We start from the raw sequence: 16,973 nt of genomic DNA on the forward strand, positions 1-16,973 counted from the left end.
TCTTTCGATCAGCTTCGCTGATGGCACGCGGCTGTGGCGAAAAATGCAAGACACGCTTGGCCAGGTCATACATCCTTGCCGCATTGGCAGGAGTCACTGTTATCAACGTGAGTTCAGCAAAGTTCGCCTAATTTGCAAGCAGTCATGGGTTCTGCGCGTGAGCCGGCTTGTCGTCCCGATAAGCAGACAAGCACTCCCCGCGGCAAATAGATCTGCCTGACACTGATGTAATCCCAGACTACATAGCCGATGACAACGATCAGCGCGGAAGCACATTGCTACGGATATTTTTCTTCCCGCAGTACTGCGCCTGGTTGCCAAACGGATTGGAGACAGGCCACAGAAACCCAAGGCAAAGAGGCCAAACACCAGTTGAAATGAACCATAGCACAGCGGGCATTCAAGCAGGCTGTGCAACGCGATCACGCCGAGCAGCCCCCACAGGCTACGGTGTTGAATGGATCATGCTCGTGCCGGATTTTCGTGCTGATCAGCAATCGGAGAAAGCTGCTACAGATGAGTAGCGCTGCAGGCACGCCGAGTTCAACCACGAGATACAACAGCAATTTATGCGCGTTCGTCGACGCGATACACCTATCGCACCCGACACGCGATGAAGGCCGCGATTTCGACGATTAACAAGATTTCGAGCAGGCCTGTGCGCGATGTCGAGGCCGCAGCCGCAATCAAGAGAAATAAAATCACGCCCGTCCACAGCAGACGTCTTCACAATGGTGCGCCGCGATAGCGGACATAGAACCATAGCGCGGCAATCAGTACATGCTGATCAAGCCGCGAACTGGTTGTGTTGACGCAAGTTGCCAAAGGCTCGGCCCGCACCGAGCTCTGCGGTCAAGCCCCAAAATGCCGGCTAGCGCGTAGTACTGAAGCAGGCCGTAGGCGAGTGTGTCGTACGCTTGGCCACGATCCTTTGTGAGTCTTGTACCGACGCAGGCAGCTCAGGCGATCACAAGGAAAACTGCGATGGCAGAAAACCAAGGGGCAAGTCCAGGAAGAGGACCCTGAAAAATCAAAACGAGTCCTGTGTTCGATGCGCATCGAAGAACTACCGAAGGGCGAAGATTGAAATGACCAGCCCTGCACAAGATAAGCAAGGTAGGCAGACATAGCCAAGAGGCCAACTGTTTCCAAGTATTGACCGATAGCCCCGCAGCAATGGGGAAAGCAAAGGCAACACAATCAAGGCGCTATCGATTGAGGTAGCAAAGTCTAGCTTGGCAATGTCCTCCGCCTTGGCTGGCGTCGCAGAGAAACTCGCCTTGGCATTTTCCCTGTGCCTGCTCCTAAGTACAGATGAAGAATGATCGATTACAGAGGGCACGCCGCGGAAGCGTACTTGGCGTCGATATTGGCGGCTTTGCAACTCCAGGAGCCGTTCAAGTCACGCGCCCATGTGATGGTTCCGGCTGTAGCGCCCTGCAATGGCGCTCCCGCTAAATTTCCGAATGTCGCTACGATCGTCGAAGAAGCGGTTAGAGACAGCGTGACTTGCGGGACGCCAGTGCCAGATGCTGCCCAAATCTCAGAAATCGATGGTGCCGCATTGCCTGCAGTCGCCTGCAAGTTTGAGCCACTAGCTTGTGGGTCGCAGTTGTTTGCTATGGCGGGATTGCCAACATTGATTTGGCCACTGGCTAGACAAGTTTCTATCGCTGTCTTTATCGCGCCAGACTCCCCGACAACCCGTTGCACGTGGGAACGAAAAACATACGTCTGATATTGCGGAATAGCGATCGCAGCAAGAACCCCAATGATCGCAACGACGATCATCAGTTCAATCAGAGTAACGCCCCGGACCTTGAGCTTTAATTTCGACATCGCGTTCTCTTGACGTCTGTGTCCATTGCATTTTTTCCTTTCGCTGATGAAAGGTGTCAACACATTTCAGGACGGGTCATCATCAAATAAAAAGGCTCCGCCAAAGCAGAGCCTTTTTTGTTGAGAGTCGACAACAGTTAGGAGGCGTCAGCACATGCAGCTGCGCGATACTTTGCGTCAACAGTGGCGGTGCACTTCCAAGTGCCTTCAAGGCTCCGCGTCCAGGTCAACGTGTTCGTACCTGCCGTCTTGAGAGTTGCAGCGGCACCGTTACCGAATGTTGCAATGATCGTCACCGGCGCGGTGGTCGACAGCGTAACTTGCGGATAGCCCGTACCGGTTGCCGCAGCCACGCCGCTACCTTGTTTCGCGCCATCTTGAATCGACGATGCAGTAGCTTGCAGATTGCATTCGTCAGCAGCTTGGGCAGTTCCCGTCGGGATATTGGAGGAAACCGAACCCGTCCGGCCTTCCAGCATGCACGTTTCGACAGCCGTCTTGAGGTTTCCAGCCTCGCCCATTACGCGGGTGACTTGCGACTTAGCGATGTAAGTTTGATATTGTGGGATTGCAATAGCAGCCAAGATACCAATGATCGCCACAACGATCATCAGTTCGATAAGGGTAAAGCCGGCCTGAGCGCGGCGAGCGAGAGTACGACGGTTCATTGAACTAACTCCAGGTAGGTTGGTTGTTACGCCCGGGAACCTGCCCGGAGCGAAGTACCTTCCGCAGCATCTGTGCCACCCGTCCTCAAGGCCTCCTGCCGACCGAACACGTCACCTCTACCCACTTTGGCGTTACACGATGTGACAGAATCCGCCTAAAGACGCTACACACGGTGACAAATTTGTCATGCCAATGCGTCACCGGCTGTCAGAAGGTCAGGATGCCATCCGCTTTCAGCCAGCGAATATCCCGCTGCGCCAGCCCTGCCACCTGCTCTTCCACCAGCCCCTCGATCTGGCTCATGATCTCGTCGGTTTCGGCGGGCTTGGTGTGGGTGATGTAGATCGGGTAGTGCTTGTCCGGCCCGATGTGCGCGAGCTCCTGGGCCAGCACGGCGGGCGACAGGTGCAGGCTGCGCTCGGCCAGCGCCTGCTCACGGCTGCTGAATGCCGTTTCGATCACCAGCATCGCCACGTCGAGTTCGTTCACCCGCTCCCAGAAGGGCGCATTGCGTTCGGTGTCCCCGCTGAACACCCAGTGGGCGCCACCCTCGGCACTCCGCACGGCGAATCCGCAGGCCGGCACGGTGTGGAACGCGGGCAGCACTTCGACCACCTTGGGCTCGCGGCTGCCGAGCTGCAGCCGCTGTCCGACCGCGATGTCATGGAAGCTCACGAAGGGCGCCTCGAGGCTGGGAATGCTCTCGAAATCCGGCCAGATGACGTTGTTGAAGACGTGCGTGCGCAGCGCATCGATGGTGGCGCTCAGCGCGTGTACGCGCAGCGGCTGCGTGCGGCGGCCGCCTATAGCGTCGAGCATCAGGGGGAGTGCGGCGATGTGATCGAGATGGCTGTGCGTGAGCACCACGTCGTCGATGCAGACCATTTCATCGAGCGTGAGGTCTCCAACACCGGTGCCCGCATCGACGAGCAGATCCGTGTCGACCAGAAACGAGGTGGTGCGGCAGTCTTTGGCGATGGCGCCCGAGCAACCCAGCACACGAACCTGCATTGTGAAAGACCCCTTTGTATGTGTCTGTCGTCATTTGGTCTCGAACCGGGTCGCGCCATCCCAGTTCGGGTCTTGCGGTCGCAACGCCATCGAGGCTAAACGCTGGGCGTAGAGCTGGTAAAGGACTTTTTTCGCATCCGCGGCGAGCAGGGGCGCGAGCAAGTTTCGGCCCATGGCCCAGTCTTGGCGGCGATACGCGGCGAGCACTTCGCTCCAGCGTTCGAGCAGTTGCTGAGCCTGCTCCATCGCTTCGGGCGTGCGCGCGGCAAGGGGCGTAAAAACGGCAACGGCTTGTGCCTTTCCCTTGACGCGCACGCTGTCGAGTTCCTGCCAGATGAAGTCGTGCGCGAGTTCGCGCGTCGCGCCGCTGGCGACCACTTCCACGCCGTAGTGTCCGCTCAGCCCCTCGAGGCGGGACGCGAGGTTGACCGCGTCGCCGACCACGGTGTAGCTGCGGCGTGCCGCCGATCCCATGTCGCCCACGCTCATCACGCCGCTGTTGATGCCGATGCCCACGCTGATCTCGGGCCGGCCGCTGGCGCGGTGGATGCGGTTGATGTCGCGCACGGCGTCGGCCATGTCGAGCGCGGCGCGCACAGCGAGCGTGGCGTGGTCGGGCGTGTCGATGGGCGCGCCCCAGAAGGCCATGACGCAGTCGCCCATGTACTTGTCGACGGTGCCGCGGTGCGCGCTGATGACGTTGGTGAGCCGGCTGAAGACGGTGTTGAGAAAGGCCTGCAGCTCGGCCGGCGCCATCTGCTCCGACAGGCGGGTGAAGTCGCGCATGTCGCAGAACATCACTGTCATCGGCTTGCTCTCGGCGCGCATGCTGTAGCGGTCGGGGTGCGCCATCATCTCGTTGACGAGCTGGGGCGGCACATAGGTGCCGAAGAGCCGCACCAGCCCGCGCCGCGCACGCGATTCGACGAAGTAGCCCCAGCTCATGTTGAGTGCGAAGGCGAGCGCCGTCATGGCCAGCGCGGAAGCCAGCGGCATCACGAGGCTGAAACCCACGTACAGCCAGGCGTTGAGGCCGATCAGCGCGACGATCACGCCCGCGGCCAGCAGCACGGCGCGCGGCGCCGACAGCAGCGAGAGCCCGAAGGCCAGCAGGAGCCCCGCGACGACGACCAGCAGCACTTCGTAGCCGGGCGCGTAGTCGGGCACGCTGAGCAGACGCTGGTCGAGCAGCGCGGAGACGATGTTGGCGTGCACCTCCACGCCGGGGAACGCCGCCTCGACCGGCGTGGCGCGCAGGTCCTGCAAGCCCGGCGCCGTGGCGCCCACGAGCACGATCCTGCCCTTGAGCTCGCCGGGGCCGAGCCGCCCCTCGAGCACGTCGGAGGCGGGCACATAGCGGAACGATCCGCCATCCGAGCCGCCGGGGCCGCGAAATGGCACCTGCATGCTGCCCGTGCCGTCGACCGGAATGCGAAGCCGCCCCACCCGCAGCGACTCGAGCTGCGGCATGGCGCCCGCGCCCGACGCGAAGGCCGGCTGTACGGGCGGAGAGCCATTCGCCAGCCGATAGACCGCCAGCCCCAGCGACTCGTAGTACCCCGGCTGCGCCTTGTCGCCGTCGTAGCGGGCGATGAGCGGAACGCTGCGGATGACGCCATCGGCATTCGCGCCGACGAGCGTGTTCAGGAAGCCCGCCACCGGCGCGGCCTTCGCGAGTTCCGGCAGGCTGGCGCCGAAGCCGTTCCACCCCGTGGCGTAGGTACCACCCGGAGGGAAAGCGCCTTCCGTCAGCAGCGGCGCCGCGGGCAGCTGCCCCTTGGCGCTCGGCGTTCCGGTCCGCGTGAAGTAATAGCCCAGCGCCACGCGTTGGCCGCCCAGCGCCGCGGCGAGCGTGGCGTCGTGATCGAGGGAAGGGGCGAGCCGCTCGACCTCGGCGGCCAGGCCCTGCACGCCGTTCAGCGGGCCGCTCGCGATCTGCCTCAGCCTTTCGAGGCCCGAACTGCGGTCCGGCTCTAGGAACATGACGTCGAAGCCGAGCACGGCCGCCTGCTGGCGCGTCATCAGCTCGGTGGTCAGGCGAGCGATCTTGTCGCGCGGCCAGGGCCACTGGCCCTGGCGCGCCAGGCTGGCGTCGTCGACATCGACGATCACCACGCGCGCGTCGGGCGTGCCCGGCATGGTGGCGCGCAGGCGGACGTCGTAGATCAGCTGGTCAAGGCGTTCGAGGGCGGTGAGTCGCCAGGCGCCGGTGGCGTGCGCCAGCGCCAGAAGCACCGGCAGCAGGGTGATCACGATGCGCGGCCAGTGCCGCCGCAGCTCTTCTCTCACGGCGCCGGGTCCGTGCGGGCGTGACCGCGGCAAGCCAAGGGAAAAGGCGGCTCAGATGCGCACGAACTGCATGCGCGTGGCGCCGCCCAGCTCGAGCACGTCGCGCTCCTGCAGCGCGACGGCCTCGGTGCCCAGCTGCAGCCCGTTGAGCGTGACGCTGCCTTCGACGCCGGCGGCCACGTAGCCCTGGCGCCGGCGCGTGACCACAGCCACAGCCACGCCCGGCTTGCCGATGGTGGTGACGACCTTCTGCAGCCCGACGTCCTGCCCCTCGTTGGCGCCGGACAGCACGCGCAGCACCGGGATGCCGAGCTCGACCAGCGCGCCCGATTCCGTGGGTGCCGACGACAGCGGCATGGCACCCGACGTGTATTCGCCCGAGGTGGCGCGAACCGAACCGGCGCCGACGGCCGGGTCAAGGTTGCTGCGCGCGCGGAAGTGGATTCGGCAGCCCCCGACCTCGATGACATCGTTGTCCTTGAGCGCCTGCCGCTGGATGGCGAGCGCATTGACGTAGGTGCCGTTGGTGCTGTTGAGATCTTCAATTTCGACTTCGCCACCGCTCATGTGCAGCACGGCGTGCTCGCCGCTGACCGCCAGATTGTCGATCACGATGTCGTTGTAGGCACGGCGTCCCAGCGTCGTGCGTTCCTTGGCGAGCGCCACTTGCCCGATGACAACGCCATCGACCGAAATGATCATCTTCGGCATTGCCGACTCCCCGAATCCAAAGCTTGAAAGACGGCAGGCACGCCGGAAAGCCGCCCCCGGAGCCTGTTACCTGCCCGTGCGGGGCGTTTCCGCAACGCTCGCGCTGGCCAGAACAACGGAGATGTTGTCCCGTCCGCCATTGTCATTGGCAATTGCAACCAAAAGTGATGCTTTTTTCTGAAGCCCGACATCGTGTCCTAGAAGCGTGAAAAGCTGCTCATCCGAAACCATCTCGCTGAGCCCGTCGGAGCAAAGCATATAGAGATCGCCCGGTCTTGCGCTGTGCTCGTGCATTTCCAGCAAGACTTGGGCCTCCACGCCGACGGCGCGCGTCACGAGGTTGCGGGTGGGCGAATTCAGGGCTTCCTCGGCGGTGATGGCGCCGGCGTCGAGCTGCTGCTGGCGCAGCGAGTGGTCGCGGGTGAGGAGCTCCAGCTTGTTGTTGCGCACGCGGTAGCAGCGCGAATCGCCGATGTGGCCGACCACCACGCGCTGCGGCCGGAAAGCCGCCAGCACCAGGGTCGTACCCATGCCCTGGAGTTCGGGATTGGTCGTGCCGGCGTGCAGGATCGAGCTGTTGGCCTCGTCCGTGGCCGCCTGCAGCGCCCGCCGGACCACGCGGGACGGCGCCTGCATGCCTGCCTGGGCGAACCAGCGGCCGAAGCTCGCGTGCAGCAGCGAGACGGCCATGGCGCTCGCCACCTCGCCGCCCTTGTAGCCGCCCATGCCGTCGGCCAGCAGAGCCAGCCCAAGGGCCGGATCCACGTGAACGGCGTCTTCGTTATGGGAGCGCGTCCGACCGACGTCGGTCAGGAAGGCAAATTCCCAGGTCAGCGGAGGGCGGGTGGAGAAAAGGGAGACGCCGACACTCGCCATGGTCTGTCAGCGCCGATCTCTCTCGAACTGCTCAGTGCGCAGCGGCTTGCGCGCGCCGCTGCATCAGGCGGCCGGCGGCCACGACGAACAGGGCACCGGCGGCGGCAGCCGCGTAGTGCAACCAGGGGTTGGCCACCAGCGTTTCGCGCAGTACGGTGTCCTGCACGATGGTTTCGCCGCCGACCCAGCCGATCAGCGCGGCGCCCAGCATGACGATGATCGGGAAACGTTCCATGAGCTTGATCATGAGCGTGCTGCCGAAAATCACCAAGGGAATACTTATCGCCAGGCCGAGAATCAGCAGGACCATGCTGCCTTGTGCGGCGGCCGCAACGGCAATCACGTTGTCCAGGCTCATCACCAGGTCGGCCAGCAGGATGGTGCGCACGGCCACCATCATGCTGCCGTACTCCTTGGATTCGCCGTCGCCCTCGTCTTCCTCGCCGAGCAGCTGAAGGCCGATCCACAGCAGCAGCAGGCCGCCGATGATCTGCAGGTAAGGCAGGGCGAGCAGCTTGGCCGCCACCACTGTCAGCACGATCCGCAGCACCACGGCCGCGCCCGAACCGAAAAGCACGGCCTTTTTCTGTTGCGCGGGCGGCAGCGAGCGCGCCGCCATGGCGATCACCACCGCGTTGTCCCCCGACAGGATGATGTTGATCCAGATGATCTTGAGCAGACCTATCCAGAAATCTGTGCTTTGAAGAAATTCCATGTCTCTGATCCCACTGTGTTTTATTGAAAAAAGCGCCCGCAATCCAGTGCGGGCGCTTTTTTGTTTCTGCGTGGTCGGTTTCGCGGCGAACCGCTACCGTCTTTTTCTTGTCGCTTAGAGCTTTGCCTTCAGCAGCTTGGCGAGCTCCGAGAAGTTGCGCGTCACGGTGAAGCCGCATTCTTCCATGATGGCCAGCTTGGCCTCGGCCGTGTCGGCGCCGCCCGAGATCAGCGCGCCGGCGTGGCCCATGCGCTTGCCGGGAGGAGCGGTGACACCAGCGATGAAGCCGACGACCGGCTTCTTCATGTTGTCCTTGCACCAGCGGGCTGCGTCAGCCTCGTCCGGGCCGCCGATTTCGCCGATCATGATGACGGCGTCGGTGTCCGGATCGTCGTTGAATGCCTTCATCACGTCGATGTGCTTCAGGCCGTTGATCGGGTCGCCGCCGATGCCGACTGCCGACGACTGGCCCAGGCCGATTTCCGTCAGTTGAGCCACGGCTTCGTACGTCAGCGTGCCCGAGCGCGAGACCACGCCGATGCGGCCCTTGCGGTGGATATGGCCGGGCATGATGCCGATCTTGATTTCGTCGGGCGTGATCAGGCCGGGGCAGTTCGGGCCCAGCAGCAGCGTCTTCTTGCCGCCGGCCGCTTCCTTGGCCTTCATCTTGTTGCGCACTTCGAGCATGTCGCGGACCGGGATGCCTTCGGTGATGCAGATCGCCAGGTCCAGGTCGGCCTCGACGGCTTCCCAGATGGCGGCCGCGGCGCCTGCCGGCGGCACGTAGATCACCGACACGGTCGCACCGGTCTGCGTGGCGGCTTCCTTGACGGAGCCGAAGATCGGGATGTTGAAGATCGACTCGCCGGCCTTCTTCGGGTTCACGCCGGCCACGAAGGCGTTCTTGCCGTTCGCGTATTCCTGGCACTTCTCGGTGTGGAACTGGCCGGTCTTGCCGGTGATGCCCTGCGTGATGACTTTGGTGTCTTTGTTGATGTAGATCGACATGACTTGTTCCTTAGGCCTTCTTGACTGCTGCCACGACCTTCTGGGCCGCTTCCGCCATGGTGTCGGCGCTGATGATCGGCAGGCCCGATTCGGCCAGCAGCTTCTTGCCTTCGACTTCGTTGGTGCCCTTCATGCGCACGACCAGCGGCACTTGCAGGTTCACGGCCTTGCAGGCCGCGATCACGCCGGTGGCGATGGTGTCGCACTTCATGATGCCGCCGAAGATGTTGACGAGGATGGCTTCCACGTTCTTGTTCTTCAGCATGATCTTGAAGGCCTCGGTGACCTTCTCGGGGGTGGCGCCGCCGCCCACGTCCAGGAAGTTGGCCGGCTCGCCGCCGAACAGCTTGATGGTGTCCATGGTGGCCATGGCCAGGCCGGCACCGTTCACCAGGCAGCCGATGTTGCCGTCCAGCGAGATGTAGGCAAGGTCGAACTTCGAGGCTTCCACTTCGGCCGCGTCTTCCTCGTCGAGGTCGCGCAGGGCGACGATCTCGGGGTGGCGGAACAGCGCGTTGCTGTCGAAGTTGAACTTGGCGTCCAGGGCGATGATGTTGCCCTTGCTGTCACGGTTGAGCGGGTTGATCTCGACCAGCGAGGCGTCCGTCTCCATGTAGCAGGTGTAGAGCTTCTTGAAGATGTCCACGGCTTGCGCGGTGGAGTCGGCCGGGATGCCGATGCCGTCGGCGATCTGCTTGGCCTGTTCGTCGGTCAGGCCCTGGGCCGGGTCGGCGAACACGGTGATGATCTTCTCGGGCGAGGAGTGGGCCACTTCCTCGATGTCCATGCCGCCTTCGCTGGAAGCGATGAAGGCCACCTTCTGGGTGGCGCGGTCGGTCACGGCCGAAACGTAGTATTCCTTCTGGATGTCGGCGCCGTCCTCGATGTAGAGGCGACGGACCTTCTGGCCTTCGGGGCCGGTCTGGTGCGTCTTGAGCTGCATGCCGAGGATCTCGCCGGCGAGCTTCTTGACGTCCTCGATGGACTTGGCGACCTTGACGCCACCGCCCTTGCCGCGGCCACCCGCGTGGATCTGGGCCTTGACGACCCAGACCGGGCCCCCAAGCTTCTGGGCGGCTTCAACCGCCTCCTGGACCGTATAGGCCGGGATGCCGCGCGGCACCGGCACGCCGAACTTGGCAAGGATTTCCTTGCCTTGGTACTCGTGAATCTTCATGAGGGATGTCTCTCGGAAGGAGGAAGTTGAGAAATCGGGAGATCGGGCTGAGAGGGTCTATGCTCTGTTGTTCGCGGGCGACGGCAGCCTGACGGCTGGGGGCGGCGAACAACCGCGGACTGTATCATGGTGCGCCGCACCAATGCTGTAAGTGGGGTTGCGGGCAATACGTACTTCCTACTAGTTACCCTGGGGCACTTCCATCATGGCCAAGGTTTTCATCGACGGCGAAGCCGGCACCACCGGCCTTCAGATTCGTGAACGTCTGCAGGCGATGCCGCAGATCGAACTCGTGAGCATCGCGCCCGAGCTGCGAAAGGACGCCAACGCCAAGCGCGAGCTGATGGCCGGCGTCGACCTGGTGATGCTGTGCCTGCACGACGACGCGGCGCGCGAATCGGTCGCGCTGATCGACCAGCTGCCCGGCAACAAGCCCAAGATCATCGACGCCTCCACGGCGCACCGCATCGCCCCCGGCTGGGTGTTCGGCTTTCCCGAACTCACCGAAGGCCACTGGCAGGCCGTGGCCAAGGCCGAGCGCGTCGGCAACCCCGGCTGCTACGCCACCGGCGCCATCGCCATGGTGCGCCCGCTGGTCGACGCGGGCATCCTGCCGGCCGACTTCCCCATCTCGCTGCCCTCCGTGAGCGGCTACTCGGGCGGCGGCCGCACCATGATCGAGGCCTACGAGAAGGGCGAGGCCCCGGCCTTCGAGATCTACGCGCTGGGCCTCAAGCACAAGCACATCCCCGAAATCATGACCTACACCGGCCTCACCCGCCGGCCGGTGTTCATTCCGTCGGTGGGCAACTTCAAGCAGGGCATGCTGGTCCAGCTGCCGCTGCACCTCGACCTGCTGCCCGGCAAGCCGAAGGCCGGCGACCTGCAGGACGCGCTGGCCGCGCACTACGCGCGCAGCAACACGCCCGAGAAGTTCGTGAAGGTGCTGCCGCCCACCGAAGACGGCAAGCTCGAGGCGCTGGCGCTCAACGACACCAACAACCTCGAGATCCGCGTGTTCCCGAACGAAGACCACCGCCACGCGGTGGTGATCGCCCGCCTCGACAACCTCGGCAAGGGCGCCAGCGGTGCCGCGGTGCAGAACCTGAAGCTGATGCTGGGGCTCTGAGCGCCCCGCTTCCTCAGCGGTAACCGCCGCCGGTCAGTTCACCAGCCAGAGCCCCAGGCCCAGCAGGGCCGCGTGCGCGCCCAGCGCGATGTACAGCGGCTTGCGCGAGGGCGTCGACATGTCCTGAAGCGTCTCGTGGATGCGGCGCGTGAGCAGCGCGCGCAGCGCCGGGTCCTGGGGCGCGCCGCCCTCCCCCGCCGCCACCGGCTGTTCGCCATGCTCCGCGCGGCCCTGCTGCCATTCGGCCAGCATCTCGCTCAGGGGCAGCCTGTCGATCACGAAGGCCACGACCGCGCGCACCGCCCTGCCTTCACCCAGCACCGGCGCGAGCTGCTTGCTCAGCGCATCGACCGAAAGCCAGTCGGCCACGCGCTGCAGCGCGCCGTGGGTGCGCGGCATGGCCTCGATGCGGCCGGCGATCGCGCCACCCAGCCGCTGCGACACCGCCTCGCCGCGCGCCGCCACCAGGTGCTGCATCGCGCGCGCACGCCCCTGCTGCACGCCCAGCGCCACGTAGACGACCACGAAGAACAGCAGCAGGAGCGCCACCAGCAGCGGCGGCGAGGTGATGAGCGCGAGCACGGCGCCGACGCCGCCCGCGCGCGCGGCGACATTGCCCGGCCCCTGCAGCTGGCCCAGGTAGAAGAAGAAAACACCGCCGCCCAGGAACACGCCGAGCAGGCCTCCCTTGATCACGGAGCCGGCGAAGGACAGCCCGGCCTTGGCACCGGTGCGCACGAGCGACGGCTGCTGGGCCGCGGGGTCGGTTGACGACATATGGAAACTCCTCCGTTGTTGTTGGCGGCCGCCTTGTGCGATTGCCGTGCGATCCGGCGGCCTGCCGCGGATCATGCCATCGGCGCCGCTCCACCATAATCGCGCGCAAACCATACGAGGAGAATCCCATGGCCGTCCGATTCCAGAAACCGACCGCGGCATTCGTCGCCGCTTCCTGGGCAGCGCTGTTCATCGGCGCCGTCGTCTACCTGATCGGGCTGTGGAACGCGGCCATGCAGCTCAACGAGAAGGGCTACTACTTCACCGTGCTGATGTACGGCCTCTTCTCCGCCGTGTCGCTGCAGAAGACGGTGCGCGACCGCCTCGAGGGCATCCAGGTCACCGGCATCTACTACGGCCTGTGCTGGATCTCGCTGCTGCTGTCGGTGGCGCTGCTGGCCGTCGGCCTCTTCAACGCCACGCTGGCTTCCAGCGAGAAGGGCTTCTACGCGATGGCCTTCCTGCTGAGCCTCTTCGGCGCGGTGGCTGTGCAGAAGAACGTGCGCGACATCGCCGCGCACAAGAGCGAGACGCCCCAGCTCGACGAGGCGCCCGACGCCAACTGAGCGAGCGCCCCACCCGCCCTTGCTTTCCGCGGGCCGGCGCTACTCGTTGTCGTTGTAGCCGCTGGCCCCCATCAGCGCCGACAGGCGCCCGGCGATGTTGCCCACGATGCCGCGCACCTGCGCGACGTCGGGCGCCGACTTCTGGTCGATGCGCTCGATGTACGGCACGTTGATCGACGCGATCACATGGTCGGCCGCCCCCATCACCGGAAACGCGATGTTCGTGATGCCGCGCGTCTGCTTGCTCGACATGGCCGAGTAGCCGCGCTCGCGCACGTCCTGCAGGATGGCGAAGAGTTCGCCCGGATCCATCTCGAGCTCGCCCTCCACGCCTATGTGGGCGCGCAGCATGCGGGCGCGGTCGATCTCGTCGCGAAAGGCCAGCAGCACGTGGCCTGACGAGGTGTCGGTCAGCCCCATCACCACGCCCACCTTCAGCCCGAAGGACCAGCGCTCCGGGCTCTCGACCTGCGCGATGACGACCACGCGCCCGCCCTGGTACATGGCCAGGTGGCACGACTGGCGCGACCGGTTGGCCAGTTCGCGCAGCAGCGGCAGCGCCACGCTCACCAGGCTCTTGAGCGGCTGCTGGCGATGCGCCAGCTCGAACATGCGCAGCGTGAGCGTGTAGCGGTCGTTCTCGTCGACCTGCACGAAGCCGCGCCGCTGCAGCGTCACCGCCATGCGGAAGATCTCGCTGACCTTGCGCCCGACCTTCTGCGCCAGTTCGTTGAGCGTGTAGCCGGAGACGCTGTCGGCCAGCGCCTCCAGGATGTCCAGCCCCTTCTCCAGGGCCGGCGCGGCATAGCGCAGCGCGCCCTCGCCTTCCGGCGCGGCTCCTTCGTCGGTTTCCTGGCCCTGCTGTTCTTCCGGCGCTGGTGCTGCTTGCTTCATCGTTCCCCGTTCAGTTCGACCATCCACCGTCGATCATATGGATCGCGCCGGTGGTGAAGGCCGACTCGTCGGAAGCCAGGTACACCACCAGCGCGGCGATTTCCTCGGGCTTGCCCACGCGCCCCAGCGGCTGGCGCGCCACGAAGGCGGCGCGCACCGCCGCCTCGTCGGTGCCGGCCTGCTCGGCCTGTGCCGCGATGCGGTCGCGCAGCGAGGGCGACTCGACGGTGCCGGGGCAGATGGCGTTGCAGCGCACGCCCTGCTGGATGAAGTCGGCCGCCACCGCCTTGGTCAGCCCGATGACGGCGGCCTTGGAAGCGCCGTACACGAAGCGGTTCGGCACGCCCTTCACGCTCGATGCGGCCGAGGCCATGTTGATGATCGAGCCGCCACGCTCCAGCATCGCCGGCAGGAAGGCGCGGATGGTGCGGTACATGGACTTCGCGTTGAGGTCCATGCTGAAGTCCCAGTCCGCCTCCTCGCAGGCCAGGATGTTGCCGGCATGCACGTAGCCGGCGCAGTTGAAGAGCACGTCGAGCCGCCCCGTGGCCTGCGCGAAGGCTTGCACCGCGGCGTTGTCGCGCACGTTGAGCGTGGCGGTCTTCAGGCCGGCCAGGCCTTCCTCGCGGGCCAGCACGGCGAGTTCGGCCAGCGCGGCCTCGTCCACGTCGGTGGCCCACACGGTGCCGCCTTCGCGGGCCAGCGCCAGCGCGCTGGCGCGTCCGATGCCCTTGCCGGCTGCGGTAACGAGGATGTTCTTTCCTTGAACGCGTGAAGTCACTGCGATGTCCTTTGGTTGAGAGTTGTGACGCACATGTGAAATAGATATTTCACTGATGAAATCAAATATACGCGAGCCGCGCGCGTTGTCACCCCCGCCAGAACCCGCATTCGCCAGCCATCGGCTCGGTAGTTACCCTCGAATCAGCGCAAACCCCAGCTTCCGACGAGGGCTCCACTGTTAATCTCATTCATGAAAAGTGTTTTTATCTAAGAAAACAAGATTCACCCCATGGCCCAAACTCCCGACGCCCCGGCAGCCTCGCTGCTCACCCGCCTGCAGGCCTGCTACACAGGCATCCTCCACGACGTGATGCGCGCCGCGGGGCTGCGCGACTTCACGCTGCCGCCCACGCTGCGCCCGCTGATCCCCGGCCAGAAGCTCTGCGGGCCGGCGTTCACGGTGAACGGCCGCGTCGATCCCACGGCCGATCCGCACGAGACGCTGATGGCGTGGACGGGCTTCCTCTCGCGCGCCAAGCCCGGCCACATCGCGGTGATCCAGCCCAACGACTCGACCGTCTCGCACATGGGCGAGCTCTCGGCCGAGACGCTGGGCCGCAAGGGCGTGCTGGGCGTGATCGCCGACGGCGGCGTGCGCGACGCCGAATTCATCATCCAGCAGGGCTTCCAGGTGTGGCACCGCTACTTCACGCCGCGCGACATCGTGGGCTACTGGCTGCCCGACGCGATGGACGTGCCGGTGCGCATCGGCGAGGTGACGGTGAACCCCGGCGACCTGCTGCTGGCCGACACCGACGGCGTGATCCGCCTGCCGATCGCGCAGGCCGAGGCAATCATTGCCGAGGCCGAACACATGATGGGCCGCGAGAACCTCGTGCGCACCGCCATCCTCGCGGGCACCGACCCGCAGGAGGCCTACCTGAAGTACCGCAAGTTCTGAGCGCCGCCGGATGCCGAACCCGCAATCCATCGACAGCCGGCTGGTGCTGCTCTCGCCCGGCGACAACTGCCTGATCGCCTGCACGCACCTTGCCGCCGGCACGGCCGTGCAACTCGAAAGCGGCGCCGTCACGCTGGCCAAGGACATCGGCCTGGGCCACAAGCTCGCCCGCCATGCCATCGCCGCCGGCGAGCAGGTGCTGAAGTACGGCGCGGTCATCGGCAGCCTGCACGCGCCGGTCACGGCCGGCGAGCACATCCACACGCACAACCTCGACAGCGACTACACGCCGACCTACACGCTGGACGAGGGCAAGACCTTCGTCGGCCACGCCTGAAGCGCCCTCCTCCGCATGAACGCTCCCAACCTCCAGATCCAGGGCTTCCCGCGCGCCGACGGCCGCAAGGGCATCCGCAATGTCGTGGTCGTGGCCTACCTCGTCGAATGCGCGCACCACGTGGCGCGCGAGATCACGCTGAACTTCCGCCGGCAGGACGGTGAATCGGAAGTGCACCTCGTCGGCTTTCCCGGCTGCTACCCGAACGAATACGCCGAACGCATGATGGAAGCGATCGCCACGCACCCCAACGTGGGCGCGGCGCTGCTGATCTCGCTGGGCTGCGAGAGCATGAACAAGCGCAAGCTCGAGCAGGCGGTGGCCGCCTCGGGCCGCCCGGTGCACACGCTCACCATCCAGCAGGAAGGCGGCACGCGCAGCACGATCCGCGAGGGCACGGAGTGGGTGCAGTGGGCGCTGGCCGAACTCGCCCAGCAGCAGCGCGTGCCCATGGCCATGAGCGAGCTCGTGGTGGGCACCATCTGCGGCGGCTCCGACGGCACCAGCGGCATCACCGCCAACCCGGCCGTGGGCCGCGCCTTCGACCTGCTGATCGAGCAGGACGCGCGCTGCATCTTCGAGGAAACCGGCGAGCTGATCGGCTGCGAGTTCCACATGCAGCGGCGCGCCGCCACGCCCGAGCTGGGCGATGCCATCGTCGAATGCGTGAACAAGGCGGCGCGCTACTACAGCACCATGGGCCACGGCAGCTTCGCGCCGGGCAACGCCGACGGCGGGCTCTCGACCATCGAGGAGAAGTCGCTGGGCGCGTACGCCAAGAGCGGTGCCTCGCCCATCAACGGCATCGTCAAGCCCGGCGACGTGCCGCCGCAGGGCGGCCTCTACCTGCTGGACGTGGTGCCTGACGGCGAGCCGCGCTTCGGCTTTCCGAACATCAGCGACAACGCGGAGATCGTCGAACTCATCGCCTGCGGCGCGCATGTGATCCTGTTCACCACGGGGCGCGGCTCGGTGGTGGGCTCTGCCGTCTCGCCGGTCATCAAGGTCTGCGCGAACCCGGACACCTACCGCCGCCTGCACGAGGACATGGACGTCGACGCCGGCCGCATCCTCGAAGGGCGCGGCACGCTGCAGGAAGTGGGCGAGGAGATCTTCGACGCGGTTCGCAGCGTGGCCGACGGCGCCGCCACCAAGTCCGAAGCGCTGGGGCATCGCGAATTCATACTGACCTACAAGGCTTTCGAGCCGCTCGGGCCCTCATGCCTGCCGCTCGCGCGCGCCGCGTAGCCGCTTCTTTCCTTTCTTCCTTCCTGCATTCATTGGACTTCCG

Annotated in this window: 18 protein-coding genes; 5 read left to right on the forward strand and 13 right to left on the reverse strand. The window is 65.2% G+C overall.

Annotated elements, in window-relative coordinates; all coding sequences use genetic code 11:
• Positions 1-102: 102 nt before the first annotated feature.
• The 10 genes from ABL840_RS38260 to sucC form a co-directional block, all read right to left on the reverse strand.
• On the reverse strand, positions 103-426 hold the full coding sequence (locus ABL840_RS38260) for a hypothetical protein (RefSeq protein ID WP_176947412.1): 324 nt from the start codon (positions 424-426) through the stop codon (positions 103-105).
• Positions 427-1,329: 903 nt separating this feature from the next.
• Positions 1,330-1,899, reverse strand: a complete 570-nt coding sequence (locus tag ABL840_RS38265; protein WP_418116147.1) for a pilin — start codon at positions 1,897-1,899, stop codon at positions 1,330-1,332.
• Positions 1,900-1,976: 77 nt separating this feature from the next.
• Positions 1,977-2,507 (reverse strand): pilin, encoded by a 531-nt coding sequence (locus ABL840_RS38270; RefSeq protein WP_093300188.1) that lies wholly within the window; start codon positions 2,505-2,507, stop codon positions 1,977-1,979.
• Positions 2,508-2,715: 208 nt separating this feature from the next.
• The gene (locus tag ABL840_RS38275; protein ID WP_093195946.1) at positions 2,716-3,519 is read right to left on the reverse strand and encodes a 3',5'-cyclic-nucleotide phosphodiesterase; all 804 of its coding nucleotides are present in this window, start codon (positions 3,517-3,519) and stop codon (positions 2,716-2,718) included.
• Positions 3,520-3,549: 30 nt separating this feature from the next.
• A complete protein-coding gene (locus tag ABL840_RS38280; protein ID WP_093300189.1) occupies positions 3,550-5,808 on the reverse strand; it encodes a CHASE2 domain-containing protein in 2,259 nt (752 codons plus the stop codon).
• A 51-nt stretch (positions 5,809-5,859) separates the two neighbouring features.
• Complete coding sequence (locus ABL840_RS38285; RefSeq protein WP_093300190.1) at positions 5,860-6,519, reverse strand: FHA domain-containing protein; 660 nt, start codon at positions 6,517-6,519, stop codon at positions 5,860-5,862.
• A gap of 66 nt (positions 6,520-6,585) precedes the next feature.
• Complete coding sequence (locus ABL840_RS38290) at positions 6,586-7,395, reverse strand: Stp1/IreP family PP2C-type Ser/Thr phosphatase (RefSeq protein WP_093300191.1); 810 nt, start codon at positions 7,393-7,395, stop codon at positions 6,586-6,588.
• A gap of 31 nt (positions 7,396-7,426) precedes the next feature.
• The gene (locus ABL840_RS38295) at positions 7,427-8,110 is read right to left on the reverse strand and encodes a TerC family protein (RefSeq protein ID WP_093195942.1); all 684 of its coding nucleotides are present in this window, start codon (positions 8,108-8,110) and stop codon (positions 7,427-7,429) included.
• 114 nt (positions 8,111-8,224) lie between these two features.
• The gene (sucD, locus tag ABL840_RS38300) at positions 8,225-9,118 is read right to left on the reverse strand and encodes a succinate--CoA ligase subunit alpha (protein ID WP_093195941.1); all 894 of its coding nucleotides are present in this window, start codon (positions 9,116-9,118) and stop codon (positions 8,225-8,227) included.
• Positions 9,119-9,128: 10 nt separating this feature from the next.
• The gene (sucC, locus tag ABL840_RS38305; protein ID WP_019653821.1) at positions 9,129-10,295 is read right to left on the reverse strand and encodes an ADP-forming succinate--CoA ligase subunit beta; all 1,167 of its coding nucleotides are present in this window, start codon (positions 10,293-10,295) and stop codon (positions 9,129-9,131) included.
• 205 nt (positions 10,296-10,500) lie between these two features.
• Between sucC and argC the strand changes: the two genes are divergently transcribed.
• Entirely contained in the window at positions 10,501-11,424 is a 924-nt protein-coding gene (argC, locus tag ABL840_RS38310; RefSeq protein WP_093300192.1) for an N-acetyl-gamma-glutamyl-phosphate reductase, read from the forward strand.
• A 33-nt stretch (positions 11,425-11,457) separates the two neighbouring features.
• On the opposite strand, the gene ABL840_RS38315 is transcribed toward argC, so the two are convergent.
• Positions 11,458-12,201: a hypothetical protein gene (locus ABL840_RS38315; RefSeq protein ID WP_093300193.1), complete on the reverse strand. Its 744-nt coding sequence runs from the start codon at positions 12,199-12,201 to the stop codon at positions 11,458-11,460.
• 128 nt (positions 12,202-12,329) lie between these two features.
• Here ABL840_RS38315 and yiaA point away from each other — a divergent pair, with 128 nt between their 5' ends.
• Positions 12,330-12,767 carry an inner membrane protein YiaA gene (yiaA, locus tag ABL840_RS38320; protein WP_093195938.1) on the forward strand — a complete coding sequence of 146 codons (438 nt, stop codon included), beginning with the start codon at positions 12,330-12,332 and terminating at the stop codon, positions 12,765-12,767.
• A gap of 39 nt (positions 12,768-12,806) precedes the next feature.
• On the opposite strand, the gene ABL840_RS38325 is transcribed toward yiaA, so the two are convergent.
• Both ABL840_RS38325 and ABL840_RS38330 read right to left on the reverse strand, forming a co-directional pair.
• Positions 12,807-13,661: an IclR family transcriptional regulator gene (locus ABL840_RS38325; RefSeq protein ID WP_093300194.1), complete on the reverse strand. Its 855-nt coding sequence runs from the start codon at positions 13,659-13,661 to the stop codon at positions 12,807-12,809.
• 10 nt (positions 13,662-13,671) lie between these two features.
• Positions 13,672-14,442, reverse strand: a complete 771-nt coding sequence (locus ABL840_RS38330) for an SDR family oxidoreductase (RefSeq protein WP_093300195.1) — start codon at positions 14,440-14,442, stop codon at positions 13,672-13,674.
• 231 nt (positions 14,443-14,673) lie between these two features.
• On the opposite strand from ABL840_RS38330, the gene ABL840_RS38335 reads away from it, so the two are divergent.
• From ABL840_RS38335 to ABL840_RS38345, 3 genes are read left to right on the forward strand one after another with little or no spacing between them, the layout of a single operon-like run.
• Positions 14,674-15,345, forward strand: a complete 672-nt coding sequence (locus ABL840_RS38335; protein ID WP_093300196.1) for an RraA family protein — start codon at positions 14,674-14,676, stop codon at positions 15,343-15,345.
• A 10-nt stretch (positions 15,346-15,355) separates the two neighbouring features.
• Positions 15,356-15,682 (forward strand): UxaA family hydrolase, encoded by a 327-nt coding sequence (locus ABL840_RS38340; RefSeq protein WP_093300197.1) that lies wholly within the window; start codon positions 15,356-15,358, stop codon positions 15,680-15,682.
• Between the two features lie 15 nt (positions 15,683-15,697).
• Positions 15,698-16,930, forward strand: coding sequence for a UxaA family hydrolase (locus ABL840_RS38345; protein WP_093300198.1), 1,233 nt, complete (start codon positions 15,698-15,700; stop codon positions 16,928-16,930).
• The last annotated feature ends 43 nt before the right edge of the window (positions 16,931-16,973 follow it).

The organism is Variovorax sp. NFACC27, assembly GCF_048301545.1.
In the GTDB taxonomy this organism is placed as follows: Bacteria; Pseudomonadota; Gammaproteobacteria; order Burkholderiales; family Burkholderiaceae_C; genus Variovorax; species Variovorax gossypii.

Excerpts from the sequence above, each read along its gene's own strand:
- sucC (WP_019653821.1), bottom strand. The coding sequence starts at position 10,295 with ATGAAGATTCACGAGTACCAAGGCAAGGAAATCCTTGCCAAGTTCGGC.
- ABL840_RS38335 (WP_093300196.1), top strand. The coding sequence starts at position 14,674 with ATGGCCCAAACTCCCGACGCCCCGGCAGCCTCGCTGCTCACCCGCCTG.
- ABL840_RS38325 (WP_093300194.1), bottom strand. The coding sequence starts at position 13,661 with ATGAAGCAAGCAGCACCAGCGCCGGAAGAACAGCAGGGCCAGGAAACC.
- yiaA (WP_093195938.1), top strand. The coding sequence starts at position 12,330 with ATGGCCGTCCGATTCCAGAAACCGACCGCGGCATTCGTCGCCGCTTCC.
- sucD (WP_093195941.1), bottom strand. The coding sequence starts at position 9,118 with ATGTCGATCTACATCAACAAAGACACCAAAGTCATCACGCAGGGCATC.
- ABL840_RS38270 (WP_093300188.1), bottom strand. The coding sequence starts at position 2,507 with ATGAACCGTCGTACTCTCGCTCGCCGCGCTCAGGCCGGCTTTACCCTT.
- ABL840_RS38315 (WP_093300193.1), bottom strand. The coding sequence starts at position 12,201 with ATGTCGTCAACCGACCCCGCGGCCCAGCAGCCGTCGCTCGTGCGCACC.
- argC (WP_093300192.1), top strand. The coding sequence starts at position 10,501 with ATGGCCAAGGTTTTCATCGACGGCGAAGCCGGCACCACCGGCCTTCAG.
- ABL840_RS38345 (WP_093300198.1), top strand. The coding sequence starts at position 15,698 with ATGAACGCTCCCAACCTCCAGATCCAGGGCTTCCCGCGCGCCGACGGC.
- ABL840_RS38275 (WP_093195946.1), bottom strand. The coding sequence starts at position 3,519 with ATGCAGGTTCGTGTGCTGGGTTGCTCGGGCGCCATCGCCAAAGACTGC.
- ABL840_RS38285 (WP_093300190.1), bottom strand. The coding sequence starts at position 6,519 with ATGCCGAAGATGATCATTTCGGTCGATGGCGTTGTCATCGGGCAAGTG.
- ABL840_RS38290 (WP_093300191.1), bottom strand. The coding sequence starts at position 7,395 with ATGGCGAGTGTCGGCGTCTCCCTTTTCTCCACCCGCCCTCCGCTGACC.
- ABL840_RS38340 (WP_093300197.1), top strand. The coding sequence starts at position 15,356 with ATGCCGAACCCGCAATCCATCGACAGCCGGCTGGTGCTGCTCTCGCCC.
- ABL840_RS38295 (WP_093195942.1), bottom strand. The coding sequence starts at position 8,110 with ATGGAATTTCTTCAAAGCACAGATTTCTGGATAGGTCTGCTCAAGATC.